Origin of the sequence: Chryseobacterium gambrini (assembly GCF_900156825.1) — a bacterium.
GTDB lineage: Bacteria > Bacteroidota > Bacteroidia > Flavobacteriales > Weeksellaceae > Chryseobacterium > Chryseobacterium gambrini.
In genome coordinates this window covers 257,770-284,510 of sequence record NZ_FTOV01000004.1, presented here as the reverse complement: position 1 = coordinate 284,510, position 26,741 = coordinate 257,770, and the positions used below count along the sequence as shown (strand labels likewise).

Below are 26,741 nucleotides of genomic sequence, written 5' to 3'. Positions count from 1 at the left end.
AAAGGAAGGTTTTAATATTATTTTTCTTCAAGTTTATGAACTTTCTTCGTTCCTTCATACATTTCATACTGCAGAAATCTTGTTTCCAGTTTTCCGTTGAAAAGCTTGATTTTTCTTGACGGACGAAGACCGATTTTCTTTACCGCTTCCAGATCAGAAGAAATCAGCCATGCTAATGTATTCGGATAATGGGTTTTGAAAGTATCACCTATTTTCTTGTAAAAATCATCATCATTAATAGAAATTCTTTCGTCGTAAGGCGGATTGAAAACCATTAACAAAGGGAAAAGTTCTTTTTTGGAATCAAAGAAATTCTGTTTCTTCACTTCAATTACATCTTCCATTTCTGCTGCTTCGATGTTCATTCTTGCCGCATTCAGCATTCTTGCATCAATATCGTAGCCAACGATCTTTCCGGTAAATTCTTTCACCCTGTTGATTCTGAATTCTTTAATCTTGGTAAAAAGATCCGCATCATAATTTTTCCAGTTCTGGAAAGCAAATCTCCTTCTGAAAATCTGCGCCGGAAGATCCAAAGCAATCATTGCCGCTTCTATTAAAAGTGTTCCCGAACCGCACATGGGATCAAGGAAATTTCCTTTTCCGTCCCAACCTGCCAATTGAAGCATTCCGCTTGCCAGAACTTCATTAATCGGAGCTTCTCCCTGCTCTCTTCTGTATCCTCTCTTAAATAAAGGATCTCCCGAAGAATCCAGAGAAATCGTAATTAACTCTCTGTCGATATGAAGGTGGAATTTAATATCCGGATTTTTGGTCTCTACATTCGGACGTCTTTTGAATTTTTCCTGAAAATAATCTACAATTGCGTCTTTCATTTTCAGCGTTACGAACTGAGAATGCTTAAATGTTTCAGAATTTACTGTAGAATCAATTGCAAAAGACTGATCCACATCCATAAATTCTTCCCAGTTGAATTTAAAAAGCCTGTCGTAAAACTGGTGCTGATTGAAAGCTTTAAATTCGTGAATCGGAACCAAAATTTTCAAAGCCGTTCTCGCAGAGTAATTGATCTTGTATAAAAAGCCCAAATCTCCTTCACAGTTTACCGCACGGTTTTTAACCTCAACTTTTCTTCCTCCCAGCTTTTTGATCTCTTCCGCCAAAATCTGTTCCAACCCAAAGAATGTTTTTATCTGAATCTGTATATTCTCTATATCCATACTGCAAAAATAGCAATTTTAGTCGTTGGTTGTCAGATTATAGTTTACAGAAATCGCTGCAACTACAAAAACCATGGGTTCTCAAAAGCAGACAATCGCTCAAAAAACACTATTTTTGCAGTATGGAATGGTTTGAATCTTGGTTTGATACCCCTTATTATCATGTACTGTACAGCAACAGAGACTATACAGAAGCGGAAAATTTTATTACAAAACTTACTGCAGAACTGCAGCTTCCGCCGAACTCAAAAATCATCGATCTCGCTTGTGGTAAGGGAAGACATTCGGTTTTTCTTAATAAGCTTGGGTATGATGTTTTGGGACTTGATCTTTCCAGACAGAGTATAGAATTCGATAAGCAGTTTGAGAATCAGACCTTGCTTTTTGATGTTCACGACATGAGAAACCCGATTGATGCAGATCCGATGGACGCTGTTTTCAATCTTTTTACAAGCTTCGGATATTTTGATAATGAAAATGATGACAAAAAAGTATTTCAGTCGGTTTATAATGCATTAAAACAAGACGGATATTTTGTTCTGGATTATCTGAATGAAGAATACGTAAGAAAAAGCATTGTTCCGCAATCTACCATCATTCGCGGAGATATTGAGTTTAAAATAAAAAAGAAAATCGAGGGAAGACATATTGTAAAAGACATTCAATTTGAAGCAGACGGAAAGCCGTATCATTTCTTCGAAAAAGTAAAACTTCATACGTTGGATGCCATCAATTCCTATGCAACTGAATGTGGTTTTGAGAGAGTAAAAATCTGGGGAGATTACCAACTGAACGATTTTAATAAGGATACTTCTCCGCGTTGCATTAATTTATTCAAGAAAAAATAATGATTACCGTACTTTTACTGGTTTTAAGCGTTATTACAGGAGTATTTCTGGGAAAACATTTCGGTAAAAAAGAAAAACTGGCAAAAAATCTTTTGATTTTAAGTGCCGGATTTCTGATTACCATTTGTCTGAACGAAGTATTTCCGCAGGTTTATACCTCAGAAACAGGAAGCAGTCTGGGTATTTTCGTGATTGCCGGAGTTTTACTGCAAATGATTCTTGAAGCTTTAACCAAAGGTTTCGAACATGGGCATTTTCATCATCACAGCGAACATAATATTCTGCCTGTTGCTTTAATGGTGGGGCTTTTTATCCATGCTTTTATTGAGGGAATTCCTTTAGCGAACGAAGAACAGGAATTATCGCCTTATCTTTTGGGAATTGTTTTTCACAATCTTCCGATATCGTTTATTTTGGGCGCATTTTTATTTAACCGAAAAGATGAATCAAAGTCCAATCCTTCTTATCCTTCGCTACTGATTGTTGCCCTTTTTGCTTTGGCTTCTCCGATGGGAATGCTGCTCGGAAATTATTTCAATCCTGATCTTCAGCCTTACTTTCTGGCTATTGTAGGAGGAATTTTCCTGCATATTTCTTCGGTAATTATTTTTGAAAGCAATAAAAACCATAACATCGACTGGCTGAAAATAGGGCTTGTGATTTTAGGGGTTTCTTTAGCTTTGGTCATGCATCTTTTTCACAGTCATGATCACGTAGGACATCACCATTAATTAATTTAATTTTCTAAAATAAAAAAGCTCCGAACGTAAATTCGGAGCTTTTATATAAGTTTTATTACTCAGATTAGAATTTCCATCCAAGTGTAATAAAGAAATTGTTTCTTACGTTTTTAACATCCGACACCGCAAAAGCATCACTTGAAATTAAACGGCTTGGCGAATAATATCCTGCTTCGTAATTACCATCAGCAACACCGTACAAAAACGGATTGGTATATTTTGAAGTGATGTTCTGATAAGAAGCATCAATGTAGAATGATTTGAAATCGTACCCAAGACCGAAAGATAAAGCATTTCTGTCGTTAAGGATCAGGTTGCTGTACGACTGATTTTCATCCACACCTCCATTGTTGGAATATCTGTTTATCGTTAAAGCATCAAAAGGGCTTGAAGCATAAGAATACCCTCCTCTCAGTCTGAACTGTTTAACTCTGTATTCTGCACCGATCTTTACTTCTGATAAATTTTTGTAATTCTCTTTAAAGAAGTCGTTCAGCTCCGTTTCAGCATCTCCGTAAACTTTATATTTAGGCTTTGTTAAACCTAATGTATAATCTACGTTCAAAGCAAAACTTTTACTCGCAATAAATGCAGCACTTACTGTTGCCTTTAAAGGAGTGGTTAATTTTCTGTTTTCAATAGCAGTATCATCTCCATAAATAGGATCATTGTAGAAATTGTAGCTTCTGTCGATATCCCAGAAAGTCGGAGTTTCTAAAGCTGCTCCCAATCTGAAATTAGGACTTAATTTTCCAATTACCCCCAATGAAGCTGAAAAACCGTTTCCTTTTTCGTAGAAAGGAGTATTCTGCTTACTGAAATATTCAGAGCTTCCATCAGCCAAAGAATTAAACATTGCTGTATCCGACTGATCTATTGATGAGTTGAAAAAATTCAATCCTGCCCCTAAATATAAATTATTGTTATAGTTTGCTCCTACTCCAACACTTGTTTTGGATAAATATCCATATCTGTCATAGGCATGTCTACCAAAAGATGAACTTTTAGCATCAGGAAAATCATACACTAAATTGCTGTTTCCCGGAGTTTCAATATAATTCTCAATCGACTGGTTGGAATAGTTTACTCCAATATTGATGAATTTCCATGCACTTTCGGTTAATAACTGAAAAGTCATTACAGCTCCTAAGTTTCCAAGATCCCCTTTATTGATGCTGTATCCGTAAGAAGAACCTGCATAAGTAGAGGTGTTCTTGTTATTTGTAATAGATAATGTTCCGGAAATTTCCCCTGAAATTGCCACCCCTAAACCCGCAGGATTGGTAAGCAGCGCATTTGCATCACCTCCTAAAGCTCCGTTGGAACCACCCATTGCATTGAACTTAGCGGAACCAATATTTGGAGCATTAGAATAAACATCTACTGTATTTCTAATCACAGAAACATCTTGAGCCTGCGCAAAAAATGCAGCAGAAATGCTCATTATTGCTAAAGATTTTTTTAACATTATTTTTTGAATAGTTATTACTTTTTAAAATTATCTGCCACCTCGGAAACCGCCTCCGCCGCCTCCGCCGGATCTGAATCCACCGCCGCCGCTTCCTCCGCTAAAGCCACCGCCTCCTGATCTGAAGCCGCCTCCGCTGTTGGAATTATTGAAGCCTCCGTTATTTCTGAAACCTCCGTCATTATATCTTGGCTGCGATTGTTGTGGGTAATTGTAACTTGGTCTTGGCTGACTCTGGTTTGGATTTCTGAAGCCTCCCTGCGGTCTTACTCCAGTCTGATTGGGGTTTCTGAAACCGCCGTTCGTATTTCCCTGTCTGAATCCTCCTGTATTACCAGAGTTTCTGAATCCACCGTTATTTGAACCGGAATCTCTGAATCCGCCTACATTGCTGTTGCTTCTTCTGAATCCACCGGAATTTACGCCATACTTGCTGGCAAATCCTCCGTTATAGGTATTGAAACCTCTTCCGTTAGAGCCACTTCTTCTGTACATTGGTGCGTAATATCCGCCACCCCAATATCCTCCGTAGCCCCAATAAGGATTGCCGTAATATCCGCCCCAACCCCAATATGGATTGTAGCCCCAGTATGGAGAATATCCCCATCCCATATTCCAGCCGGAGCCCCATCCCCATGAGCCGCCCCAACCCCAGGAAAGTCCGAGATTCCAGCCACCGTATCCGCCATATCCCCAATAAGGATTATAGCCGCCATACCATCCGCCCCAACCCCAAGGAGAACCCCATCCCCATGAATTGTCGTAATAGTTGGTCTGGCTTCCTGCGTAGCTTCCCCAGTCTGAATCTGTAGCTGTAGTATTCCAGTTATAGTTATTCCAATCACTGTATCTTCCTTCTTTAGCATTGGCCTCAGCATTCTGAATCACGTTGGAATCATCCTGATAATAATTGTAATCTTCTCCGACTCTGTTTCCTCTGTCGTTGATGATTACGCCTTCAGGTAGCGTATCTTTATTCGGGTCGTAATAAACGCCATCTGTCTCGCTGTAGCCACCCATCTGAGCGCCGCAAGACACAAGTAACAATCCGCCTGATATTGCCAGAATCCCTTTGGATTTTAACATTCCGAGCAAATTTTTATGTATATTTCTTTTCATGATAACGTAAAAATTTTTAATTTAAATTATATTTGCAATCTGTACTAAAAATGTACCAAAATACGGTTACAAAAATCTATCAAAAATAGATTTTTATTTTTAGATAACAATAACATAAAAAAGTTAAAAAAATTTTAAAAAATAATGGCAAAATTAACCTCAAGAAGCGAAGATTACAGCAAATGGTATAATGAGTTGGTGGTAAAAGCCGACTTAGCTGAAAACTCAGGAGTACGAGGATGCATGGTGATTAAACCATACGGCTATGCGATCTGGGAAAAAATGCGTGACGAAATGGATAAAAAATTCAAAGAAACAGGTCACGTTAATGCTTATTTCCCGCTTTTTGTGCCCAAAAGCCTGTTTGAGGCTGAAGAAAAAAATGCAGAAGGTTTTGCTAAAGAATGTGCAGTTGTAACCCATTACAGATTAAAAACAGATCCGGACAATCCTTCAAAACTTATTGTAGATCCGGATGCTAAGCTGGAGGAAGAGCTTATCGTTCGTCCCACTTCAGAAGCAATTATCTGGAATACTTATAAAAACTGGATCCAGTCTTACAGAGATTTACCTATATTAATCAACCAATGGGCGAATGTTGTCCGTTGGGAAATGAGAACACGTCTTTTCTTAAGAACAGCAGAATTTTTATGGCAGGAAGGGCATACTGCTCATGCTACCAAAGAAGAAGCGATAGAAGAAGCTGAGAAAATGAATAACGTATATGCAGATTTTGCAGAAAACTTTATGGCAATTCCTGTAATTCAGGGGTTGAAAACGCCTTCCGAAAGATTTGCAGGAGCAGACGAAACCTATTGTATTGAAGCATTGATGCAGGACGGAAAAGCTTTACAGGCGGGAACATCTCACTTTTTAGGACAGAATTTCGCAAAAGCATTTGATGTAAAATTCACGAATAAAGAAGGTAAAATCGAACACGCATGGGCAACATCATGGGGAACTTCAACGCGTTTGATGGGCGCTTTGATTATGACGCACTCTGATGATTTCGGATTGGTACTTCCTCCTACTTTGGCTCCGATTCAGGTTGTGATTGTTCCGATCTTTAAAGGAGAAGAACAGTTGGCGCAAATCAGCGAAGTGGCTTTAGATATTCAGGCTAAACTGAGAGCAAAAGGAATTTCTGTGAAATTTGACAATGATACGCAGAACAAACCGGGCTGGAAATTTGCGGAATATGAACTGAAAGGTGTTCCTGTAAGAATTGCAATGGGACCAAGAGATCTTGAAAACAGATCTGTGGAAATTGCCAGAAGAGATAACTTAACGAAAGAAGTTCGTTCTATTGATGGTTTAGATTCTTATATTGAAGAATTACTGAAAACCATTCAGCAGGATATTTACAATAAAGCATTTGAATTCAGAAAAAATAATATTACGAAAGTGGATACTTATGAAGAATTCAAGAAGGTTTTGGAAGAAAAAGGAGGATTCATTTATGCGCATTGGGACGGAACTGCTGAAGAAGAAGAGCAGATTAAGGATGAAACCAAAGCGACCATCAGATGTATTCCTTTGGATGATGATATTGAAGAAGGAATTTCACTGATTTCCGGAAAGCCATCTAAAAGAAGAGTTTTATTCGCAAAAGCATATTAAAGCTTAACATAATAAATTATTAAATCTGCAAAAATTTTAATATTTTTTGCAGATTTTTTTTAAAAATCAACATTTGGACTGTTTTTTGTTTAAATTTATCCCAACATTAATCTTTAAAATAAATTTATTATGTCTTTAAATGTTATTGATTTAATTAAAGGACAATTAGGTCCGGCTTTAGTATCTCAGGCTGCATCACAGTTCGGAGAAAGTGAGTCCGCTATTTCAAAAGCAATCGGAGGTTTATTGCCTGCCGTTGTGGGTGGTTTAGCAAACAAATCTGATAATCCTGCCGTTTTAGATGCAATTTCGGGAGCTGCTTCCAATGGAATTTTAAGCAATCTGATGGGAGGTTCATCAAACAATTCTATCATTTCCAGTCTTTTATCATTAATTTTTGGTGATAAATTAAGTGGAATTGTAAACGGAATCGCAACTTATGCAGGAATCAGCAACAATTCTTCAAATTCGCTGCTTAATCTGGTGACTGGTGCAACGATTGGATCTGTAGGAAAATATGCTGCCGATAACAATCTTGATAAAAACGGAATTTCAAGTTTACTTAGTGATCAGAAAGGTATTATTTCAACACTTTTACCTGCAGGACTTTCTTTGGCTTCATTAAATATGGGCGACTGGGATTGGGCTAAAGGGTACAAGTTTGACAATGATAAGGATACCATTAAAAATACGGTTTCTGAAGAACCGAAAATTGATGTAACAAGAAGCACAGCGCCTAACGGAACTTTCCCGGAAAGAAACAACAATGAAGGAGGTGGTTCTATCTGGAAATGGTTGCTTCCATTATTACTTTTAGTGGCTGCTGCTTATTTTATCTGGAAACAGTGTGATAAAAAAGAGACAACGACGACAACCACAATGAAGGATTCTAATACCGTGTCTACAGATACGATAAATGCAGCTATGACAACCGATACTGCAGGAATGAATTCCGCAAGTGCTAAAGTTGATGAGAATATCGACTTAAACGGAGTTGCCTTAAAAGGATATAAAGGAGGAATGGAAGACAACATGATCACTTTCTTAAAATCCGGAGGGTATCAAAATGCCAAAGATGATGCTGCTTTAAAAAAAACGTGGTATAATTTTGACCATGTAAACTTTAAATTAGGAAGTTCTACAGCCTTAGAAGCAGGTTCTGAAGGACAGTTGCAGAATTTGGTAGCTATATTAAAAGCTTACCCTGATGCAAAAATAAAAATCGGAGGTTATACCGATAAAACAGGAGATGAAACTAAGAACCTTAAATTATCGGCAGACAGAGCCAATTATATTAAATCATGGTTGGAGAAACAAGGAGTTGGATCTCAGGTGACCGGAGCAGACGGATACGGAAGTCAGTTTGCAACTGTAGATGCCAAAGCATCTGATGCAGAAAGAGCAATCGACAGAAAAATGTCTGTAAGATTTACAAAATAGTCTTAAACTTTTAAAAATCAGAATCCCGGAAATTTAATTTCCGGGATTTTTTCTTTTAAATACGGTATGTTTTTATTTATTTAATTATATTTGTTAGTCATTTCTAACATTTATGAATCTGAAATTAAAAAGCGCCTGGCGAAAAGATAAAACCTCCCACTCATTATCTGAAGTATATTCTTCGGTGAAAGTTCCTAAAAATGCAAGTTTCTGGAGAAAATATCTTGCATTTGCAGGTCCCGGACTGATGGTTGCCGTTGGATATATGGATCCCGGAAACTGGGCGACAGATATTGCCGGAGGAGCGCAGTTTGGCTATACCCTGCTTTCTGTAATTTTAATTTCGAATATTTTTGCAATGATTTTGCAGCATTTGTCCGTGAAATTAGGTGTGGTTGCAGAAAGAGACTTAGCGCAGGCTTGCAGAGACCATTTCAGTCCCACTACCAATTTTATTCTTTGGATATTCTGTGAAATTGCCATTGCAGCCTGTGATCTTGCGGAAGTAATCGGTTCTGCGATTGCATTAAATTTACTTTTTCATATTCCTCTTACCTGGGGAATTGTCATTACGACTATTGATGTCCTTTTCATTCTTCTCCTTCAGTCAAAAGGTTTCCGATGGATCGAAAGTATTGTCGGCGGACTGATTTTTATTATTCTCGCCTGTTTTGTGTATGAATTGGTTATTTCTAAACCTGCTGTTAATGAACTTTTAGGTGGTCTGATTCCTCAAAAAGAAATCATTCAGAATCCCGCCATGCTTTACATTGCGATCGGAATTTTGGGAGCTACCGTGATGCCTCATAATCTGTACTTGCACAGCAGCATTGTGCAGACACGGGATTACGAGCGTACACGAGAGGGTAAAAAAGAGGCAATAAAATTTGCAACTTTAGACAGTACGGTTTCTTTAATGCTTGCGTTTTTCATTAATGCTGCAATTCTTATTCTGGCAGCGGCAACTTTCCATATTACAGGAAATAAAGGTGTTGCTGATATCCATGATGCGTATAAGATGCTGACTCCGATTTTAGGAGCTTCAATGGCAAGTATTGCTTTTGCAATTGCTCTTCTCGCTTCGGGACAAAATTCTACGCTTACCGGAACGCTTGCCGGACAGATTGTAATGGAAGGTTTTCTGAACATCAGATTAAAACCATGGTTGAGAAGACTGATCACGAGACTAATTGCTGTAATTCCCGCTCTTATTGTGGCTATTCTTTATGGCGAAGAAGGAACTACGGATTTATTGGTTTTAAGTCAGGTTATTCTTTCAATGCAGTTGAGTTTTGCAGTGGTTCCGCTTGTTATGTTTACGAGTGATAAAGGTAAAATGGGCGAATTCGTCAACAAACCTTTCCTGAAAATCTGTGTCTGGATTATTTCATTTATTATTATCATTTTGAATCTTTATCTTCTGTATCAGACATTTTTTGGGAAATAGTTCTGTACCAAAATCATTTTCTTTTTATATTAAGTAACCGTAATTTTTTTGTACATACTTCATTAATGATCGTGCTTATTTTTTGACGTAAAGTCCTCAAAGTTTTTTTAAAGACTCATGTATATTTTTAAGTTCACAAAGCCATTCTACTTAGCAAAGAACTCAAAGCTTTTCAATGATGACAAATTTTGCACAATTATTAATTTTTTCAAATCTGATGTTTGTAATGATGTTAAATTTTTCAAATAACAGATTTCCCAATCATTAAAACACGACTTCAATTCTAGCCCCGATTGGAGCTTTGTCTGAGCTCATTTTCTGTATTTTGGCTGCGGCAGCTTCGCTGCCGCAGCCAAAATACAGAAAATAGCGAGTGCGGAAAGCGGGAAACAGCTTCTTAAAAACAAGAAAAACAACTGTACTTTAAGTAATATTTAAAACCATACCATCAAAAAATTTTTACAAATTTCTGTCCTCCCTTCAGAGGAAAGACGTTTTTAGCCGCTCGTTATTCAATTGCAACAAATACTCAAAATCTGACGAAATGTCACGCTTTTTTCTTTGGCAGAATGTTTGTGAATAAAAAGGAAAATAAAGATTGAATTATGGTAAATCAGGATATTAACGAAGAAAGCATCAATAATCAAGAAGATACGAATATTCAGAACGAAGCGGCAACTGAGGAAAATGTGACAGCAAAACCTACGGCAGAGGAACTTTTGGCAGAAGAAAAGGATCGTTACATCAGACTGTACGCAGAATTCGAAAATTATAAAAAAAGAACAAGCAAAGAGAAAATGGAGTTTTTCCAGTATGCAAATCAGGATATGATGATTTCTATGCTTGGCGTATTGGACGATTTTGAAAGAGCAATTAAAGAAATTGCGAAGAACGGAAATCCTGCTGATCTGCAAGGTGTTGAATTAATTTACAACAAATTCAAAAATAAACTGACAGAAAAAGGACTGAAAGCAATGGAAGTAAAAGCGGGAGACAGCTTTAATGTGGATTTCCACGAAGCGATCACTCAGATTCCTGCTCCGTCAGAAGATTTGAAAGGAAAAATCGTGGATGTTATTGAAACAGGATACACTTTAGGAGAAAAAGTGATCCGTTTTGCAAAAGTAGTTACAGGAAATTAACATAAGCAATAAGTGATGGGTAATAAGCAATTTTTGATATTACTCATTATTCATTACTAATTACTCATATAAAGATGTCAAAAAGAGATTATTACGAGGTTCTTGAGATCAGCAAATCTGCATCAGCCGACGAAATAAAGAAAGCATACCGTAAAATGGCCATTAAATATCACCCTGATAAAAATCCGGGCGATAAAGATGCCGAAGAAAAATTTAAAGAAGCTGCAGAAGCTTACGAAGTTCTGAGCGACGAACAGAAGCGTGCGCGATACGACCAGTTCGGACACGCAGGAATGGGCGGAAACGGAGGCTTCGGAGGAGGCGGTTTCGGCGGCGGAATGAACATGGAAGATATTTTCAACCAGTTTGGAGATATTTTCGGTGGCGGTTTCGGAGGATTTGGCGGTGGCGGCGGTGGTCGTCAACAGGTAAAAGGTTCTAATTTAAGAATCAGAATTAAGCTGAATCTTGATGAAATGGTGAACGGAACGCAGAAAACCATTAAAGTAAAGAAAATGAAGATGGCAGAAGGTGCCACTTCAAAAACCTGCCCTACCTGTAACGGTTCCGGTGTGCAGCTTAAGGTAATGAATACGATGTTCGGACAGATGCAGACCCAGACAACCTGCGGAACGTGTCAGGGAATCGGAAAAGTGGCAGATAAAATTCCTGCGGGAGCCAATGCTCAGGGATTGATTAAAGATGAAGAGGAAGTAACGATTAATATTCCAGCCGGTGCAAGAGACGGTATCCAGTTAAATGTAAGAGGAAAAGGTAATGATGCTCCTTTTGGAGGTATTCCGGGAGATTTACTGGTAATTATCGAAGAGGAAATTGATAAAGTAATTAAAAGAGAAGGAGATAATCTTCATCAGGAATTGTATATTTCATTTGCTGAAGCGGCTTTGGGAACGAAAAAAGAGGTTCCTACCGTTGGCGGAAAAGTGAAAATTACAGTGGATGCAGGAACGCAATCCGGAAAAATTCTGAGATTAGCAGGGAAAGGTCTTCCAAGTATCGACAGCTACGGAAAAGGTGATATGTTTATCCACATCAATGTATGGACTCCGCAAAAGCTGACAAAAGATCAAAAAGACTTCTTCGAAAAGCAAATGAACAGCGGAGAAATGGTTGCGGAACCATCCGGTAAAGAAAAAACTTTCTTCGATAAGGTGAAAGATCTTTTCAATTAACTATATTTATAGAGGCTTTCTTTGAAAAGTCTCTTTTTGAATTTTAAAACTACTTTAAATTAAAAACCTGTACATATTGTACTTATTGTAAAAATTTCTCATGAACTACAAGCTTCAACTCCATACACCAGAATCTACGGCGAATCTTATTTTCAATACGATTACTTTTGATGCATTCAAAATTAATATTGTTGAGAGATATTTCGGACCTGCTAAAAAATCATGCGAGGTTTTATTTAAAGTAAGAACGCTGGATGACAAAATCGTAGAAAGAAGAGACGGAAATATGAGGGTAAAGATCAAAAACGAAGATCTGGAGACTTACAGACAACTGCTTTCTGTCCTGAAATCCTATGAATATAAAAACCATCTGATCAACAGAAAAAATGCAGACCAGGATTATGTACATTTTATCCTGCGACTGGTGATCATGAATTATGATCTGAACTAGGTAATTAAATTATCTTCGAAATAAAAAATTCGCGGCTTCTACGAAGCCGCGAATTTTTACTATTATCGATCAATTTTCTATGCACGTTTTACTAAAGAAAACAAAGCTTTTCCAATGGTGAAAACAGCCACGGCAAGCAATCCTCCTCCAAGTCCCAGAATCACTTCTTTAAGAACCGTAAGCATTTTATCTGAAGACCATGACGGTAGAATATGGTGGAAATACTCTATTCGGTGTGCAAAAATTCCTCCGGCAACCATAATCAGGGCAATGGTTCCAATTACTCCTAAAGCTTTAATAACTATTGGAAGTGCTTTTACAAGAAGATGTCCCAGTTTTCCGATAATTCCTTTATCGTTACTCTTTCTGATCAGTTTAAATCCCGCATCATCCATTCTTACAATTAAAGCTACAATTCCGTAAACACCTACTGTTGCAATAAAAGCCACCAATGAGGTTACCAGAATCTGGGTAATAAAAGGATGACTTTCTTCCAGCACTGTTCCCAAAGCAATAATTACAATTTCAATAGACAGAATAAAATCCGTAGTAATTGCAGACTTGATCTTTGCCTTTTCCGTTTCTTCAGAATTGGTATTCTTCTCCTCCACTTCTTCTACCACTTCATGCCCTTTTTTATCCCTGTGAAACAGAAACTCTATAATCTTTTCCACGCCTTCAAAAGCAAGATATAAACCTCCTAAAATTAAAACATAATTAATCGCAGGTGGATACAGCCAGTTCAGAACGAAAACAATCGGAAGAATGATGAGCTTATTAATGAATGATCCTTTTGTGATTGCCCACAAAACAGGAAGTTCTCTAGACGAAAGAAAACCAGTCGCTTTTTCAGCGTTTACAGCAAGATCGTCGCCTAAGATTCCAGCTGTTTTCTGAGTTGCTATTTTACTTGTAACCGCCACATCATCCATTAATGCAGCAATATCATCCAAGATCGCAAAAAAACCAGATGCCATAAAATTTTAATATTTTTTTAATGTTTGTTAAAGGGCAAAAATAATTATTTAATTCGGTTTTTCACATGACTGACCGAGCTTTATTTAAACTTATTTATCGCTTAGTTAATCAAGATTAATTATTTTAAAATCTGTATATCAAATTGTATTCCTCATAATTTGTATATTCGTAATAATCATCAAAAAATACCATGAAACGTACAAGGCGAATTCTAATTTCAGCCTTTAAAATCAAAATATTACAATGATATACTATACATTCGATGTAAAAAACACCAGCAATGAAGTTGTTTCAAAAGTGAAGATTGAAACTGAAAAGCTGATAGAAGTTTATGATGATGAAATGGAAATCTATCATAAGTATTGCAAAAAATTACCTCATGATGCCCCAAGACATATTGAATATCAAAATATCACCCGTTTACGGAAATTACTTTCGGAAGCAAAAACAGATATTGATTTTGCAGAAAAAAATCAATATGTACAATCTTTTTCAATTAAAGTAATGATTCGCAAAGATTTTCATTCAATTTTTTGTAAAAAATGCAGTAAAGAATATTCTCCTGAAGAAATTATTTACGAAACATGGTTTCGGGGAGAAAGTTTATTTGCTTCGGGAGGAAAAACTTTATTGTGTGAAAACAACCATTTTCTTTTCGGATATATGGAGTGGAACTCATAACAAAAAATAAAAATTTCTGGTATTATTAATTTTTAAATTCTAATTTTCTGTACATTTATTCTATGAAAAAGCTGATTCTTCGTTATCATTTCTTTGTTTTAGGGTTAATTGGCTTTATTCTGACTTCATGCAATACGAGAAAATTTAAAGTCTGGGTGGGAACGAATAACGAACAGAAAATTTACAATCTGAAATATGGCGAACATAAAAGGCAGAAAGCAGACATTTTTCTTCCTTCAGATTATCCTGAAAATTCTCCGGTTGTCTTATTAATTCATGGCGGAGCATGGACTTTGGGCAAAAAAGAACACATGATCCAGATCCAGAAAATGCTCTTTAAAAATAATATTCCGAGTATTAATATGAATTACCGGCTGGTTTCAAAATCAAAAAAAATCACGTACCGGGAACAGCTTGAAGACATCAACTCGGTGATTGCCAAATTCAACGAACTGGCGCAGAAAGCGGAGCTTCAACCCAACAATTATATCCTTTTAGGAGAAAGTGCGGGAGGTCATCTTGCTTTGCTGTATGGCTATCAAAATCCTGATAAAGTAAAAAAGATCATTTCCTTAAGCGGACCGACAGATTTTTATTCTCCGGAATATCTCAATTCATTTTACTCCAAATATTCTTCACCGACCATCCAAAAAGTGGTGGGAACGAAATTTCTGCGAAAAAATTTATCGGAAGAATTTAAAAAAGCCAGTCCGATTGCCCATATTTCGAATGTTCCGACCCTTCATTTTCAGGGAAATCAGGATTTCTTAGTCAGCCCGAAACAGGGTATTGCTTTAGATTCTGCTTTAACGGCTCAAAATGTCCCTCATAAGTTTATTTTTATGGAAAATACAGGTCATGTGCCGAGATTTTTTAGCAGAAAGAAAAGAGACAGCATTATTTATCCTAATATCCTAGAATGGATTAAAGATTAGTTTCTGAAATCAGAATTTGGATTTTGAGGTTGGCTTTTCGTGCTTCTGTATTTGCCAAGAAGGATGAATCTTAAATATATCGCAAAAAACAACCCGCTCAAACGAACGGGTTAGATCTATTTTAAAAGTACTTTTTTATTTTTCGTCTTCATCAAAATTATGATTTTCATACTTGGAGAAATCCTGTTTCTTTCCGAATAAAAATTTGATAATAACCGGAACTGTTGTTATCAGAACAATCACAATAATAATCAGTTCTAATTTTTTCTTAAGATCAATTCCAAACTGATCGATGAATAATTTGTCCAGATAATGTCCTGCAAAAATCAATAAAAACGACCAGAGAACCGCTCCGATAACATTATCTCTTAAAAATGCCTTTTTATCCATCTTTACGATTCCTGCAACGATCGGGGTGAATGTTCTTACCACCGGTAAAAATCTCGCCATGATAATTGCCAAAGCTCCGTTTTTCTCGAAAAAATCATGCGCCTGATAAAGATATTTCTTTTTAAACAACCATGTATCCTGCTTTTTATACAAAGCAGAACCTGTTTTTCTTCCGAAATAATAGCCTACTTCATTTCCAACAATTGCCGCTAAAGCTACAGATGCCGCTAAAATAAATGTATCGAAAAAATCGCTCCCTGTGGAGCCGAAAGTCTCTCTGATGATATCAATTGAATAAATCCCCGAAACGAAAAGCAATGAATCGCCCGGTAAAAAAAATCCTACAAAAAGACCTGTTTCGGCGAAAATGATAAACAGAATGAGCCAAAATCCTCCAAGCTTGATATAAAACTCAGGGTTTAATAAATCTTTCCAGCTATTGAAATCTTCCATACATTTTGATAAGTAGCAAAAATAGGATTAATAAACGTCAATCGGAAATTTATTATAAGATTTTAACGAAATTTAAACATCCTGTTACAATTCCATATCATTGTCTGAAACCGCCGTCCCATCCGCCATCAGGAAAGCTTTCAGGAACGGAGTGATGTTTCCGTTCATCACAGAATCCACATCTGAAGTTTCGTATCCGGAACGGACATCTTTTACCAGTTTATAAGGATGCATAACGTAGTTTCGGATCTGGCTTCCCCACTCGATCTTCATTTTATTGGCTTCGATCTCGTTACGGGCTTTCATACGCTCTTCCAGTTCCATTTCGTATAATCGGGAACGAAGCAACTGCATTGCTTTTTCCTTATTCTGAAGCTGGGAACGCGATTCTGAGTTTTCAATGATGATTCCTGTAGGTGCGTGACGAAGACGAACCGCCGTTTCTACCTTGTTTACGTTCTGACCTCCTGCTCCGGAAGATCTCATGGTTTCGAATGAAATATCGGCAGGATTGATGTTGATTTCAATCGTATCATCCACCAAAGGATATACATACACCGAAACGAAACTCGTATGACGCTTCGCATTGGAATCGAAAGGCGAAATTCTTACCAGTCGGTGAACTCCGTTTTCTCCACGTAAATAGCCAAACGCAAACTCTCCTTCAATTTCCAGCGTTACGGTTTTTACTCCCGCAACATCCCCTTCCTGAAAATTCAGTTCACGGATCTTATAGCCCTGTTTTTCCGACCACATCGTGTACATTCTCATCAACATCGAAGCCCAGTCGCAGCTTTCTGTTCCTCCTGCTCCCGCTGTAATCTGTAAAACGGCTGAAAGCTCATCTCCTTCATTGGAAAGCATATTTTTGAACTCTAAGTCTTCGATTTTTTCAACCAGTTGAGGGAAGGTTTCGTCCAGTTCTTTCTCAGAATCCGGATCTTCTTTGGCAAATTCTGCCAAAACCTGTAGATCTTCAAACTGGGTATTGATTTCATCATACGCTTCTACCCATTTCTTTTTGGAACGGAGCTGTTTCAGAAATCCTTCTGCTTCTTTAGGATTGTCCCAAAACTCAGGAGCTGCCGTTTTTTCATCATCATTAGAAATTTCTATCTTCTTTTTATCGATCTGAAGATATTTATGTAAATCATCAATTCTTGACTGAATTTCTTTTATCTGGTCGCTGTTAATCACGATTGTTTATTTTTTGCAAAAATACGGATAAAATTATGAGTAAAGAAAATTAGTCATAAACGTCATTTTTAGTTATATTTACTCCAGGTGATATTATATGAATAAAAATGAAATGAATTTCATAATCAACGAGCATAATAGCAGGTTGATTCTATTAAACAAATTTCTTTACTCGATGAATTTAATTGCCAGTGCTTCTAAAAAATCTCTTATGCACTTTGCAGAAAAGTTATTACAACAATTGGAAAAAGAAGCTGAATATGATAAGCTGAAAGCAATTATAGAATGGGAACTCTGTGTAAGTTATGGTCTGTCTTTAGATGAATTCAATTCAGAAAAAAATAACCTATGATGTTTTTAATTGGTGGGAAAATCTTTAACATTAATTCAGAAAACTATTATTTCTTAATTATTTTGGCTGCGAGCATTTTTTCCAGATCTTTCTTAGATCTTTTACTTTCAATCTTGAAACCTAACATTGTTAAAAGATATGCAAATAACAACATAAAAAAAGGAAGTAAAATATCTGTAGAAATTTCACTCTGTGTAAGAGTCATAATTAAAAAAAATATTACTAACGAGCACCAAAACAATAAAAATCCAAACACAGTCCAATCCAACCGCATTTTAACTTCGATTTGAGTTTCATTATTATTTCTTTGAATTGTTCCTGTTATTTGCGGAAGAAAAGAATTTCTGTTTTTTATAATTCGGTTAATTTCAAAACTATTTCCGTTGATAAAACCTTCGTATTCTTTCGTTGGATTGCCATTAAATTTAAAACGGTTTCTCTTTGTCTGCATATAATCAGAAAGTTTCACAATAACCTCTTTTTCTGATAGATTAGTTTGATAAATTAAATGTTCGAAAGGTAAATATTTCATTAAATACTTTTATTTAAATCATTTCCGCTACAATCTCCCCGATTTTCGGAGCCAATGCAACGCCCATTCCTGAAAGACGGACTGCGCAAAACTGTCTTTCTGAAAGCTGTTTTACAATCGGTGTTTTTTCGGTTCCCATTGCCATAATTCCTGACCAGCGATGAGCGATTTCAACATGCTGATTGGGTAAAATGACTTCTTTCAAAAAATTTTCAAGATGATTTTGCAAAAATTCTGTGGTTTCAAAAGATGTGGTTTCTTCTGTTTTAAAATCCTGATTTCTTCCGCCTCCCAATAAAATTCGGTTTCCGAGATTTCTGAAATAATAAAAACCTTCATCATAATGAAATGTCCCTTTTAATTTCAGATGTTCAATCGGTTCCGTTAGAATAATCTGTCCTCGAGCCGGAATAATTTCTTCCTTGTCTAAAAATCTTGAAGCAAAAGCATTCGTACAGTGTATTAACTGATCTGCCTTCACAGAAAGATTTTTTGAAAGATGAACTTCAATTTCATCTGAATGTTCCGTGATATTTTCAGCTTCTGTTCCGAAAAGAAATTCAACTTTTAATTCGTGACACTTTTCAAGTAATTTTTGAAGGAGTTTCCCGGAATGAAGACTTCCTTCACACGGATTTTCAATCAGATATTGAGATTTTCCCAAACCGAATTCCTGAATTTTATACTGGCTTAAAAAATAGGTTTCTTCAATATTGGTAATGGATTTCAGCTTTTGATTCACTTCATCCAACTTTTGTAAAGGCTCATCATGGTTAAGAATTTCAAAACCGCCATTCAGATCAAAATCTATTTCAGAATTTTTAAAATAATGCTGAATTTTCTGCAAACCGTCAAACCTCATCTTTACAAGGTCTAGTGTTTTTTTCCAACCCATTTTTTCAGAATCGGCAATTATTTCCGTTAAACTTCCAAAACACGCAAATCCTGCATTTCTCGTGGAAGCACCCATCGGAACAGAATTTCGTTCAATGATCAAAACAGATTTTCCGGGATATTTTTCTTTAATGGAGATTGCCGTCCAAAGTCCCGTAAAACCGGCTCCGATAATAATAACCTCGCGTTTTCTGTAAAAAGTTTCAAGTTCCCAGATGCTGTTCATAAGTAATTTTTATGGTAAATTGTGAATAGTCAATTCTCTTCGCTTGTGAATTTTTTTTCCATTCTGGGTCATAATATTATAAAAATTGACAGTTGACTTGCAACGGAAAATTCAAAAACGAAGAAATTCACCCTTTTTATCCCTGACTTCCCTCTTCTTCGCCGTTGTGATGAAATCCGATGATTCTTCTTGGTTCTTCAACTGCTTTATAAGTATCCAGTTCTTTTTTAAGATTCTGAATTCTCTGCTGGAACTGATCGAAATTATTGATGATCGCATCTGCTAAAAATCTAGCAATCTGATCCAGATATTCTTCCGTCAGTTTCGCCGCCGCATCTCTTAAAGCCCCTTTTAAAAGTTTCTGATCGATCTTTAAATTTTCGTTCCGTGTTTTCTGATATTCGTTTTTAATTCTTTTTTTCAGACTTTGGGTAAAATCGATGAGCATCGTATTGCTGAATACTTTCATTTGTGAAGAAACCTCATTCCAGAAAGGAATTTTATCGGCTTTGTTGTTTTTTAAAATCTTAAACAGCAAAGAATCTTTCTCCAGATTTTTTGTCATCGCATATAAAATGATTTCAGATCTTTCCGCAAGATTAGGCGGAAAAACCGGAATCATGACATCGAATCTTCCGGGAGCCAGAATTTCTTCATTAATTTCAGAAACGGAATTTGCAGATCCTACCATTAAAAGATTTCCCTGCTCAAATTTCGAAATATAGTGCAGAATAAGTTCCTGTGTTTCCAGATTACAGGAAGCGACATTATTGTCTGCTTTCCTTGCCATCATAATTTCATCAAAGTCTTCCAGAAACAGCAGAATTTTATCTTTTTTCATAATGGTTACCAGAAAATCATTGAAATTGGTCTGAATTCCGTCTACAAAAGAGGTTCCGAGGTAATGTTTTTTAACTTCTTTAAATTGATAGCCTATAATTTCTGCAATTTTATTTGCCCAGAAAATCTTACCGCTTCCGGGAGGTCCGTAAAGAATAATTCCGGCAGGTTTGTTGATTCCCCAGTCTTTAATCTGCTGCGGATTTAAAAACGGTTCCAGAGCGCCTGAAATAAAGAAGAAAAGATCTCTGTAGCCGATGAAATCTCTTTTTTGAAGGCTGGTTTTATGCCCGAAGTAATCGTATACAAACTGATAATTTCCGCCAAGTTTGTTATCGATTCCGTAGCTTGAAATGGAAGATTTGAAGAAACCGTTGTCGAAAATATTCGGATCGGCTTCTTTAATGGCTTTTTCTATTTTTTCTTTGGGCTGATTGATGGTTTCCGCAATCTGTTCCAGTGTTTTTGTTTTGTCTAAATCTTTTTCGTAAAGTTTTAAAAATTCGATGTTTTCGCGCGCAAACTTTTCAAAATCTTCTTTTACTTCAAAATTTGTGCTTATGCATTCTACGAGCTCAAGATCAAAATCCTGAATAAACTGTTTGATCGCTTCTGCTGAAACGTTAAGTTCTTTTGCCAGTTCAATTAACTTCATAATTCCCTATTAATTCTATCAAATTTAATGTTTTTAGAAATTAAATTTTACGGATTGATGATATAATTTGTAACAAAACGTGAATTATATACACTACTACTATGTAAAACAAATTACATGGAAAAAATTTTATCAGTAAAGAATCTGACTAAAAAATTCAAGAGAATCGTGGTAAACAATATCTCCTTTGATGTGGAAAAGGGGAATGTTTACGGACTTTTAGGACCGAACGGAAGCGGAAAATCCACCACTTTCGGGATGTTGCTTTCTACGATTAACCCGACAAGCGGAGAATGGTACTGGTTTGGAAAGAAAGGAACCGATCCGGATACGCTGAAAAAAATCGGGGCGATTATAGAACAGCCGAATTTCTATCCTTATCTGAATGCGGAGACGAATCTTAAAATTGTTGCCGAAATTAAAGGAACACCTTATTCCAGAATTGATGAAGTGCTGAAAACGGTTAATCTTCTGGAAAGAAAAAAAGATCCTTTCCGAACGTATTCTCTGGGAATGAAACAGCGTCTTGCGATTGCTTCGGCGATGCTGAACAATCCGGAGGTTCTTATTCTGGATGAGCCTACAAACGGTCTTGATCCTGAAGGAATTATCCAGATCAGAGATATCATTAATAATATTGCAAAACAGGGCATTACGATTATTATTGCGAGTCACCTTCTTGATGAAATTGAAAAGATATGCAGTCATGTAATTGTTTTGAAGGAGGGAAATTCTATCTATTGCGGAAGGGTGGACGAAATGACCGCCAATAATGGTTATTTTGAATTGAAAGCAGACAACAATACATTGCTTTTAAATGCACTGAATGAGCTGCAATGGTTTACTGCGGTAAATCCGGAAGGCGATATTCTGAAAGCACAGATCCGTGATGATGCTTCTATTTCGGCTTCGGCGCTGAACCAGAAACTGGCTGAAAAAGGGATTTTCCTGTCTCATTTAACGAAGAAAAAACTGTCTCTTGAATCTCAATTCCTTGAACTTGTAAAAAACACAAAATAATCATGCTGAAATTACTAAAACTAGAATATTACAAAAACCTGAACTACAGACCGTTTAAGGTTTTTACGATCTTATATTTTGCGATTCTTATTACTTTGCTTTTCGTCGGACTGGTGGATTTTGATGCTTTCGGAGGAAAGATTAATTTGAAAGAGCAGGGAATTTATAATTTTCCGGGAATCTGGAATTTCACAACATGGATTGTGGCTTTGCTGAAGATTTTCTTAGGATTAATCATTGTTTTTTCGATTTCGCAGGAATTCAGCAACCGGATGTTTAAGCAGAATACGATTGACGGTTTAAGCAGAAAGGAATTTATCAGCTCTAAATTGTTAACGATAAGTATTTTCACGATTATTTCCACGGTTATTGTATTTGCACTTACTTTGTTTTTAGGGTATCAGTATTCCGATACGACAGAATCAGGAAAAGTTTTTGAAGAGGTTTTCTTTATTGGCAATTATTTTGTGAAGCTGTTTACTTTCTTCTGTTTTCTGATGTTTCTTTCGGTTTTGCTGAGAAAATCGGTCTTTGTTTTTCTTGCATTCTTTGTTTTGTGGATTGCAGAAAGCATTTTATCGACCATAGAGGTTTTCTCAAAGGTAAGAGGAACACAGGAAGCGGAACGATTAAAGATTATGAAAGACGATTTCTTCATCAGTCATCTTTTTCCTCTGGAAAGTATGTCGAGCCTTATTCCCAATCCGATGATGCGTTTAAAAGCGGCGCAAATCTTTGGCGGAAAATATGAATTCCACTATCCTACCGAAAGTTTAGTTGCGTGTCTGGTTTGGTGTGCGATTTTTATTTTCGGGTCGTACTGGATTCTCAGAAAGAAGGACTGGTAATTTATTTGAAACATTCAACACAATATATTCAGATTATTTTTTTTAAGTGGTTCGTTTTTACGGATCACTTTTTTTGTTTTTTGGCTTAAAATTTTCATTCAGATGAAATTAAATTATAACCATGAAAAAGATCTATTATTTTCCGGGGCTGATCAGTGCTTTGCTGATTCCTGTTTTATTTTGGTATTACGGTAGCCAAAGAACTCATGAACCATACACCGTGATGGATCTGGGACTTCCCGCTAAACTAAAAAAAGGAACGGAAAATTCATTGAATACTTTTGAACCTTACAGAAAATGGAACTACAAAAAGATTGTTGTAAAGCCCAATACCGCACTTCAGAATCAACCATATTATGTCTCCGAATTAAAAAAACTTCAGGCAAGAAATGAAAAAGAAACCGGAATTGAATTTGTAATTGGAGATAAAAATAATTATCAGGATTTTATCGCCTTAATTGATGCAATGAAGATGGCAAAACAGGAATCCTATGGGATTGATGTTGAAAAAACCAATCATTTTTTTGCTGTTCATATGTACAAAGATCCGAAGGCTGTAGAAAGAGAGGCTATTTGTGGAGGAGTTGTAGGAGGCGAGCATCACGAAAAGAAAATCGCATTGAATTTTTTTAATCCAGAGACATTTATTAATCATGTTCCTCAGCAATCGTATTACATCATCTTTGGATTTTTACTATTTTTAAATTTTTCCATGTTCAGCATTAAAGAAAATCTTCAAATTAAAAGAACGTTTGCATGAAAAAGATCTATTATTTTCCAGGACTGATCAGTGCTTTGCTGATTCCTGTTTTGTTTTGGTATTACATTCATCCATATATTGATAAAACAGTTTATAATGTAGTTGATTTTGGACTCCCTGCGAAACTTAGAAAAGACAATTATAATCAGAATGCTACCTTTGAACCACTAAGAAACTGGAATTACAAGAAAATTGCCGTTCCACCAAACGAAGCCAAAAATAATTCGGATTTTTTTGTTTCCGAAATCAAAGCAATGCAGAAAAGAAATGAGAAAAATTCCGGAATTGAATTTATTCTTTCTGACAAAAATACTTATGCAGATCTCATTTCCATTTTAAATGATATGCACATTTCGAAAAATGATATGTATGCTATAGATACAGAGAAAACCGGAAATATTTTTGCAGTTCATTATTATGTTGAACCAACTAAAGAAAAAGAATCCGAATATCTTTTGTGCAATGACTTGATTTACGAAGTTGAAGAACGTACTTTTATGGATAAGTTTTTAGCCTTTAATCAACATTTCCAAACAGTTTTTGAAAATGTATCTGAACTTCCAAAAGGAGCTTACTATATTTTATTTGCTTTTCTATTGTTTCTGAATATTTCCATGTTAAGCATTAAAGAACGATTTCTGCTAAAACTCCAATAGATTCTTCACTGCGGTCCACTTCGTTCCGCTCCTTTCTGAATAACAGAGTACTCAATTTAAAGTATAAACATAAAAAAGGCTGCCTTTCGGCAGCCCCTTCAATCACCTCTTCACTTAACACTTACTTTTTATCTTTATCAAGTAGAGAAATATATTCTCCATAACCTTTTTCCTGCATTTCCGCTTTCGGAATAAACTTCAGGGAAGCTGAATTGATGCAGTAACGAAGTCCGCCTTTATCTGCAGGACCGTCATTGAAAACGTGTCCCAAATGCGCATCTCCTGTTTTACTTCTTACCTCCACTCTCGTCATTCCGTGAGAACGGTCTAACTTCTCTTCGATTAATTTTTTGGTAATCGGCTTAGAAAAACTTGGCCATCCACAACCGGATTCGAATTTATCGGTGGAGATAAACAAAGGTTCTCCTGTGGTAATATCTACATAAATTCCCTCTCTGGTTTCATCCCAGTATTCGTTCTGGAAAGCTCTTTCCGTACCGTTTTCCTGAGTAACGTTATATTGTTCGGCAGTCAGTTTTTCCTTTAAAGCTTTTTTATCCTGCTTCTGATATTTGGTTTCGTTAGTTCCCTTTGTTTCTTTTTTGGGCGGATTGGCGTTTCTTGCCATTTCAAACAATCCCGGTTCGATGTGACAGTATCCTCCCGGATTTTTATCCAGATAATCCTGATGATAATCTTCCGCTTTATAGAAATTCTTCAAAGGAATGGTTTCCACCACGACAGGTTTGCTGTAATTTTTAGCCAGTTTTACCACTTCAGCTTTTACGATCGCTTCCGTTTCTTTATCTGTGGAATAAATTCCCGTTCTGTATTGGTTTCCTCTGTCATTTCCCTGTTTATCAATGCTCGTTGGGTCTATGGTTTTAAAATATAAATCGATTAATAGTTTTAAATCTACTACTTCAGGATCATATTTTACTTTTACGGTTTCGGCAAAACCCGTGGTGTGGCTTACCACTTCCTCATATGTAGGATTTTTTGTATTTCCGTTGGCATAGCCTACCTCTGTTCCTACTACTCCGCGAACCTGCTGAAAAAAATGCTCGGTTCCCCAGAAACATCCTCCCGCAAAATAAACTTCTTTTACATTTTTATTGTCCATAATGGTCTCATTTTCTTTTTTATTTTCTGTGGATTTTTGCTTGGCATCTCCACAGCCTGTCGCAAAAACTGCTATTCCCAGTACCACACTGAGTAGAATTAGTATGTTTTTCATTTTTATCTTGTTATTCATTTTTTTATATTTAAAATCATTAATCCAAAGCCTAAAAGCATCAGGTCTTTTATGATGAAAAAATCTGTTACCGGAACTCCGTCAACTATTTTCCAAACTCCCGGAGTTGTAAATAAATAGCTTAAAGTAGTAAGGAAGGTAACGATCATTCCGATGGCGGCGTACTTTCTGAGTGATGCAAATTTCACACTAAAAATTAAAAGTAATGCAATGATAATTTCTATCACTCCGATAGCATTAGACACTGCCTGAATGCTTACAATATCATATACGAAAAAAGTAAGGAAATGGTTTTCTACCAAAGGTTTTATCGCGTTCGCTTCTGTGGGTGTGAATTTAAAAATTCCGATCCAGAGCAGAATAATGGCAGCTCCGAAAAGTGAGATGTAATACCCTGCTTTTCCGGCAAGGTTTCTGTTATCGATTTTAAGTGTAGTTCCGTTCATTTTTTAAGATTTTGAGTTAATACTTTATTATTTTCAAAAGTATAGTCGGAACGTTTTCAAAATCCTGACAAAAAATTTCTTAAATATCTAATTTTTTAATCATTTTTTCTTTAAAATCCTGAATTTCAGAATCATGAATTTTACTTTTTTCTTCATTAAAAAGTTTTCTTTTTAAAATTTCATCTAAAATTTCCAGCTTTTCTTTATAAGCTCTGCACCATTTACAGATTTTCAGATGCATGGAAAGTTTTCGATTCTCTTTTGAAGAAATGTTGCCTGCGTTTCTTTTTTCCATGAGCATGGTTGCTTCACTGCATGGTAAAAATAGGATATGGATTAGTTTTTTTAACATTTTAAAAGCATTTATAATTGAGCAAACCAGTTAAATTCCAGACATTCTCTGAGCTGCATTCTGCCTCTCTGCAGAATCTTCCAAAGATTAGTCGTAGAAATATTCAGTTCCTGACTTACTTCGGGTGCTTTTTTTTCTTCAAGATAATACATTTTCATGGGAAGTTTCCACCGAACGGGCAATTCTTCCAGGCAATCCTCCAATGTTGTATTAAATTCTGTATCATCTAAAAGTTCTGTTCCTTTATTTTCAGCATTCCAGTCATTCAGCACATCGTCATTTTTCCACGAGCCGGTTTCATCAAAAAAATGATCCAGTCTTATCTGTGGTTCCGATTTGTATTTTTTGCGGTAAAAATCGGCAACCTTTCTGTTTAGAATCGTCATTAACCACGTTAAAGGCTGACTTTTCCCTTCAAAAGATTCGTATGACGAAAAAGCAGAGATAAAAACCTCCTGAACAGTGTCTTCCGCCTCCACTCTATCCGACAGCAGATAAACTGCTCTTCTCAACAACTGCCCGGAATACTGATCGATCCAGTTCTTAATGGTTTCATTTTTTGTCATTGATTTAAATTTATAAAAAAATCAGCACATTTTTACAGTTAAAAACGAAAATAGAA

General features: G+C 36.3%; 28 protein-coding genes. 15 read left to right on the top strand and 13 right to left on the bottom strand.

The annotated features are described in order from the left end of the window. Nucleotides 1-17: 17 nt before the first annotated feature. A complete protein-coding gene (locus BW951_RS10395) occupies nt 18-1,181 on the bottom strand; it encodes a THUMP domain-containing class I SAM-dependent RNA methyltransferase (protein ID WP_076392476.1) in 1,164 nt (387 codons plus the stop codon). Between the two features lie 122 nt (nt 1,182-1,303). On the opposite strand from BW951_RS10395, the gene BW951_RS10390 reads away from it, so the two are divergent. Both BW951_RS10390 and BW951_RS10385 read left to right on the top strand, forming a co-directional pair. Then, nucleotides 1,304-2,029: an SAM-dependent methyltransferase gene (locus tag BW951_RS10390; protein ID WP_076392474.1), complete on the top strand. Its 726-nt coding sequence runs from the start codon at nt 1,304-1,306 to the stop codon at nt 2,027-2,029. 2 nt (nt 2,030-2,031) lie between these two features. Then, the gene (locus BW951_RS10385; RefSeq protein WP_076392602.1) at nt 2,032-2,760 is read left to right on the top strand and encodes a ZIP family metal transporter; all 729 of its coding nucleotides are present in this window, start codon (nt 2,032-2,034) and stop codon (nt 2,758-2,760) included. A gap of 73 nt (nt 2,761-2,833) precedes the next feature. Here BW951_RS10385 and BW951_RS10380 read toward each other — a convergent pair whose 3' ends face one another. Together BW951_RS10380 and BW951_RS10375 are read right to left on the bottom strand one after the other, a co-directional pair. Continuing rightward, nucleotides 2,834-4,213, bottom strand: coding sequence for an OmpP1/FadL family transporter (locus BW951_RS10380; RefSeq protein ID WP_084196413.1), 1,380 nt, complete (start codon nt 4,211-4,213; stop codon nt 2,834-2,836). Nucleotides 4,214-4,267: 54 nt separating this feature from the next. After that, the gene (locus tag BW951_RS10375; protein WP_076392470.1) at nt 4,268-5,356 is read right to left on the bottom strand and encodes a prolyl-tRNA synthetase; all 1,089 of its coding nucleotides are present in this window, start codon (nt 5,354-5,356) and stop codon (nt 4,268-4,270) included. A gap of 144 nt (nt 5,357-5,500) precedes the next feature. Here BW951_RS10375 and proS point away from each other — a divergent pair, with 144 nt between their 5' ends. The 6 genes from proS (at nt 5,501) to BW951_RS10345 (ending at nt 12,649) form a co-directional block, all read left to right on the top strand. Beyond that, nucleotides 5,501-6,976 (top strand): proline--tRNA ligase, encoded by a 1,476-nt coding sequence (gene proS, locus BW951_RS10370; RefSeq protein ID WP_076392468.1) that lies wholly within the window; start codon nt 5,501-5,503, stop codon nt 6,974-6,976. Between the two features lie 129 nt (nt 6,977-7,105). Continuing rightward, a complete protein-coding gene (locus BW951_RS10365; protein WP_076392466.1) occupies nt 7,106-8,416 on the top strand; it encodes an OmpA family protein in 1,311 nt (436 codons plus the stop codon). 112 nt (nt 8,417-8,528) lie between these two features. Next, on the top strand, nt 8,529-9,863 hold the full coding sequence (locus tag BW951_RS10360; protein ID WP_076392464.1) for an Nramp family divalent metal transporter: 1,335 nt from the start codon (nt 8,529-8,531) through the stop codon (nt 9,861-9,863). 605 nt (nt 9,864-10,468) lie between these two features. Further along, the gene (locus tag BW951_RS10355) at nt 10,469-11,005 is read left to right on the top strand and encodes a nucleotide exchange factor GrpE (RefSeq protein ID WP_076392462.1); all 537 of its coding nucleotides are present in this window, start codon (nt 10,469-10,471) and stop codon (nt 11,003-11,005) included. 74 nt (nt 11,006-11,079) lie between these two features. Then, nucleotides 11,080-12,198: a molecular chaperone DnaJ gene (gene dnaJ, locus BW951_RS10350; protein WP_076392460.1), complete on the top strand. Its 1,119-nt coding sequence runs from the start codon at nt 11,080-11,082 to the stop codon at nt 12,196-12,198. 100 nt (nt 12,199-12,298) lie between these two features. Next, the gene (locus BW951_RS10345; protein WP_076392458.1) at nt 12,299-12,649 is read left to right on the top strand and encodes a prevent-host-death protein; all 351 of its coding nucleotides are present in this window, start codon (nt 12,299-12,301) and stop codon (nt 12,647-12,649) included. 77 nt (nt 12,650-12,726) lie between these two features. Here BW951_RS10345 and BW951_RS10340 read toward each other — a convergent pair whose 3' ends face one another. Further along, nucleotides 12,727-13,626, bottom strand: coding sequence for a DUF808 domain-containing protein (locus BW951_RS10340; RefSeq protein ID WP_076392456.1), 900 nt, complete (start codon nt 13,624-13,626; stop codon nt 12,727-12,729). Between the two features lie 244 nt (nt 13,627-13,870). Between BW951_RS10340 and BW951_RS10335 the strand changes: the two genes are divergently transcribed. Both BW951_RS10335 and BW951_RS10330 read left to right on the top strand, forming a co-directional pair. Next, the gene (locus tag BW951_RS10335; RefSeq protein WP_076392454.1) at nt 13,871-14,308 is read left to right on the top strand and encodes a chorismate mutase family protein; all 438 of its coding nucleotides are present in this window, start codon (nt 13,871-13,873) and stop codon (nt 14,306-14,308) included. Between the two features lie 62 nt (nt 14,309-14,370). Continuing rightward, nucleotides 14,371-15,243 (top strand): alpha/beta hydrolase, encoded by an 873-nt coding sequence (locus BW951_RS10330; RefSeq protein WP_076392452.1) that lies wholly within the window; start codon nt 14,371-14,373, stop codon nt 15,241-15,243. Between the two features lie 135 nt (nt 15,244-15,378). Here the strand turns inward: BW951_RS10330 and BW951_RS10325 are convergent, their stop codons facing one another. Together BW951_RS10325 and prfB are read right to left on the bottom strand one after the other, a co-directional pair. Further along, on the bottom strand, nt 15,379-16,086 hold the full coding sequence (locus tag BW951_RS10325) for a DedA family protein (RefSeq protein WP_076392450.1): 708 nt from the start codon (nt 16,084-16,086) through the stop codon (nt 15,379-15,381). A gap of 84 nt (nt 16,087-16,170) precedes the next feature. Further along, the gene (prfB, locus tag BW951_RS10320) at nt 16,171-17,283 is read right to left on the bottom strand and encodes a peptide chain release factor 2 (RefSeq protein ID WP_076392448.1); all 1,113 of its coding nucleotides are present in this window, start codon (nt 17,281-17,283) and stop codon (nt 16,171-16,173) included. Nucleotides 17,284-17,395: 112 nt separating this feature from the next. On the opposite strand from prfB, the gene BW951_RS10315 reads away from it, so the two are divergent. After that, on the top strand, nt 17,396-17,635 hold the full coding sequence (locus BW951_RS10315; protein ID WP_139326141.1) for a hypothetical protein: 240 nt from the start codon (nt 17,396-17,398) through the stop codon (nt 17,633-17,635). Between the two features lie 46 nt (nt 17,636-17,681). Here the strand turns inward: BW951_RS10315 and BW951_RS10310 are convergent, their stop codons facing one another. The 3 genes from BW951_RS10310 to BW951_RS10300 form a co-directional block, all read right to left on the bottom strand. After that, nucleotides 17,682-18,167, bottom strand: coding sequence for a hypothetical protein (locus tag BW951_RS10310; RefSeq protein ID WP_076392444.1), 486 nt, complete (start codon nt 18,165-18,167; stop codon nt 17,682-17,684). 13 nt (nt 18,168-18,180) lie between these two features. Next, nucleotides 18,181-19,287: an NAD(P)/FAD-dependent oxidoreductase gene (locus BW951_RS10305; protein WP_076392442.1), complete on the bottom strand. Its 1,107-nt coding sequence runs from the start codon at nt 19,285-19,287 to the stop codon at nt 18,181-18,183. Nucleotides 19,288-19,423: 136 nt separating this feature from the next. Continuing rightward, entirely contained in the window at nt 19,424-20,782 is a 1,359-nt protein-coding gene (locus BW951_RS10300) for an AAA family ATPase (RefSeq protein WP_076392440.1), read from the bottom strand. A gap of 117 nt (nt 20,783-20,899) precedes the next feature. On the opposite strand from BW951_RS10300, the gene BW951_RS10295 reads away from it, so the two are divergent. The 4 genes from BW951_RS10295 (at nt 20,900) to BW951_RS10280 (ending at nt 24,066) form a co-directional block, all read left to right on the top strand. Continuing rightward, nucleotides 20,900-21,802, top strand: a complete 903-nt coding sequence (locus tag BW951_RS10295) for an ABC transporter ATP-binding protein (protein ID WP_076392438.1) — start codon at nt 20,900-20,902, stop codon at nt 21,800-21,802. Between the two features lie 2 nt (nt 21,803-21,804). Next, a complete protein-coding gene (locus BW951_RS10290) occupies nt 21,805-22,650 on the top strand; it encodes an ABC transporter permease (protein ID WP_076392436.1) in 846 nt (281 codons plus the stop codon). Nucleotides 22,651-22,771: 121 nt separating this feature from the next. Beyond that, nucleotides 22,772-23,410 carry a hypothetical protein gene (locus tag BW951_RS10285; protein WP_076392434.1) on the top strand — a complete coding sequence of 213 codons (639 nt, stop codon included), beginning with the start codon at nt 22,772-22,774 and terminating at the stop codon, nt 23,408-23,410. Beyond that, entirely contained in the window at nt 23,407-24,066 is a 660-nt protein-coding gene (locus tag BW951_RS10280; protein ID WP_076392432.1) for a hypothetical protein, read from the top strand. Before BW951_RS10285 ends, BW951_RS10280 begins: the two co-directional genes overlap by 4 nt. 121 nt (nt 24,067-24,187) lie before the next feature. Here the strand turns inward: BW951_RS10280 and msrB are convergent, their stop codons facing one another. The 4 genes from msrB to BW951_RS10260 all read right to left on the bottom strand — a co-directional run bounded on the left by msrB (nt 24,188) and on the right by BW951_RS10260 (nt 26,685). Further along, a complete protein-coding gene (gene msrB / locus BW951_RS10275; protein WP_076392600.1) occupies nt 24,188-25,303 on the bottom strand; it encodes a peptide-methionine (R)-S-oxide reductase MsrB in 1,116 nt (371 codons plus the stop codon). Between the two features lie 14 nt (nt 25,304-25,317). Further along, a complete protein-coding gene (locus tag BW951_RS10270) occupies nt 25,318-25,767 on the bottom strand; it encodes a DUF417 family protein (RefSeq protein WP_076392430.1) in 450 nt (149 codons plus the stop codon). Between the two features lie 79 nt (nt 25,768-25,846). Then, the gene (locus BW951_RS10265; RefSeq protein ID WP_076392428.1) at nt 25,847-26,119 is read right to left on the bottom strand and encodes a hypothetical protein; all 273 of its coding nucleotides are present in this window, start codon (nt 26,117-26,119) and stop codon (nt 25,847-25,849) included. A gap of 11 nt (nt 26,120-26,130) precedes the next feature. Next, a complete protein-coding gene (locus BW951_RS10260) occupies nt 26,131-26,685 on the bottom strand; it encodes an RNA polymerase sigma factor (RefSeq protein ID WP_076392426.1) in 555 nt (184 codons plus the stop codon). Between the last annotated feature and the right edge of the window lie 56 nt (nt 26,686-26,741).

What these genes read in the sequence shown, in the direction of transcription:
- dnaJ (WP_076392460.1), top strand. Translation starts at nt 11,080, where the DNA reads ATGTCAAAAAGAGATTATTACGAGGTTCTTGAGATCAGCAAATCTGCA.
- BW951_RS10330 (WP_076392452.1), top strand. Translation starts at nt 14,371, where the DNA reads ATGAAAAAGCTGATTCTTCGTTATCATTTCTTTGTTTTAGGGTTAATT.
- BW951_RS10315 (WP_139326141.1), top strand. Translation starts at nt 17,396, where the DNA reads ATGAATTTCATAATCAACGAGCATAATAGCAGGTTGATTCTATTAAAC.
- msrB (WP_076392600.1), bottom strand. Translation starts at nt 25,303, where the DNA reads ATGAAAAACATACTAATTCTACTCAGTGTGGTACTGGGAATAGCAGTT.
- BW951_RS10290 (WP_076392436.1), top strand. Translation starts at nt 21,805, where the DNA reads ATGCTGAAATTACTAAAACTAGAATATTACAAAAACCTGAACTACAGA.
- BW951_RS10355 (WP_076392462.1), top strand. Translation starts at nt 10,469, where the DNA reads ATGGTAAATCAGGATATTAACGAAGAAAGCATCAATAATCAAGAAGAT.
- BW951_RS10295 (WP_076392438.1), top strand. Translation starts at nt 20,900, where the DNA reads ATGGAAAAAATTTTATCAGTAAAGAATCTGACTAAAAAATTCAAGAGA.
- BW951_RS10345 (WP_076392458.1), top strand. Translation starts at nt 12,299, where the DNA reads ATGAACTACAAGCTTCAACTCCATACACCAGAATCTACGGCGAATCTT.
- BW951_RS10375 (WP_076392470.1), bottom strand. Translation starts at nt 5,356, where the DNA reads ATGAAAAGAAATATACATAAAAATTTGCTCGGAATGTTAAAATCCAAA.
- BW951_RS10310 (WP_076392444.1), bottom strand. Translation starts at nt 18,167, where the DNA reads ATGAAATATTTACCTTTCGAACATTTAATTTATCAAACTAATCTATCA.
- BW951_RS10270 (WP_076392430.1), bottom strand. Translation starts at nt 25,767, where the DNA reads ATGAACGGAACTACACTTAAAATCGATAACAGAAACCTTGCCGGAAAA.
- BW951_RS10335 (WP_076392454.1), top strand. Translation starts at nt 13,871, where the DNA reads ATGATATACTATACATTCGATGTAAAAAACACCAGCAATGAAGTTGTT.
- BW951_RS10325 (WP_076392450.1), bottom strand. Translation starts at nt 16,086, where the DNA reads ATGGAAGATTTCAATAGCTGGAAAGATTTATTAAACCCTGAGTTTTAT.
- BW951_RS10285 (WP_076392434.1), top strand. Translation starts at nt 22,772, where the DNA reads ATGAAAAAGATCTATTATTTTCCGGGGCTGATCAGTGCTTTGCTGATT.
- BW951_RS10380 (WP_084196413.1), bottom strand. Translation starts at nt 4,213, where the DNA reads ATGAGCATTTCTGCTGCATTTTTTGCGCAGGCTCAAGATGTTTCTGTG.
- BW951_RS10360 (WP_076392464.1), top strand. Translation starts at nt 8,529, where the DNA reads ATGAATCTGAAATTAAAAAGCGCCTGGCGAAAAGATAAAACCTCCCAC.
- BW951_RS10305 (WP_076392442.1), bottom strand. Translation starts at nt 19,287, where the DNA reads ATGAACAGCATCTGGGAACTTGAAACTTTTTACAGAAAACGCGAGGTT.
- BW951_RS10340 (WP_076392456.1), bottom strand. Translation starts at nt 13,626, where the DNA reads ATGGCATCTGGTTTTTTTGCGATCTTGGATGATATTGCTGCATTAATG.
- BW951_RS10265 (WP_076392428.1), bottom strand. Translation starts at nt 26,119, where the DNA reads ATGTTAAAAAAACTAATCCATATCCTATTTTTACCATGCAGTGAAGCA.
- BW951_RS10390 (WP_076392474.1), top strand. Translation starts at nt 1,304, where the DNA reads ATGGAATGGTTTGAATCTTGGTTTGATACCCCTTATTATCATGTACTG.
- BW951_RS10365 (WP_076392466.1), top strand. Translation starts at nt 7,106, where the DNA reads ATGTCTTTAAATGTTATTGATTTAATTAAAGGACAATTAGGTCCGGCT.
- BW951_RS10300 (WP_076392440.1), bottom strand. Translation starts at nt 20,782, where the DNA reads ATGAAGTTAATTGAACTGGCAAAAGAACTTAACGTTTCAGCAGAAGCG.
- BW951_RS10280 (WP_076392432.1), top strand. Translation starts at nt 23,407, where the DNA reads ATGAAAAAGATCTATTATTTTCCAGGACTGATCAGTGCTTTGCTGATT.
- proS (WP_076392468.1), top strand. Translation starts at nt 5,501, where the DNA reads ATGGCAAAATTAACCTCAAGAAGCGAAGATTACAGCAAATGGTATAAT.
- BW951_RS10260 (WP_076392426.1), bottom strand. Translation starts at nt 26,685, where the DNA reads ATGACAAAAAATGAAACCATTAAGAACTGGATCGATCAGTATTCCGGG.
- BW951_RS10395 (WP_076392476.1), bottom strand. Translation starts at nt 1,181, where the DNA reads ATGGATATAGAGAATATACAGATTCAGATAAAAACATTCTTTGGGTTG.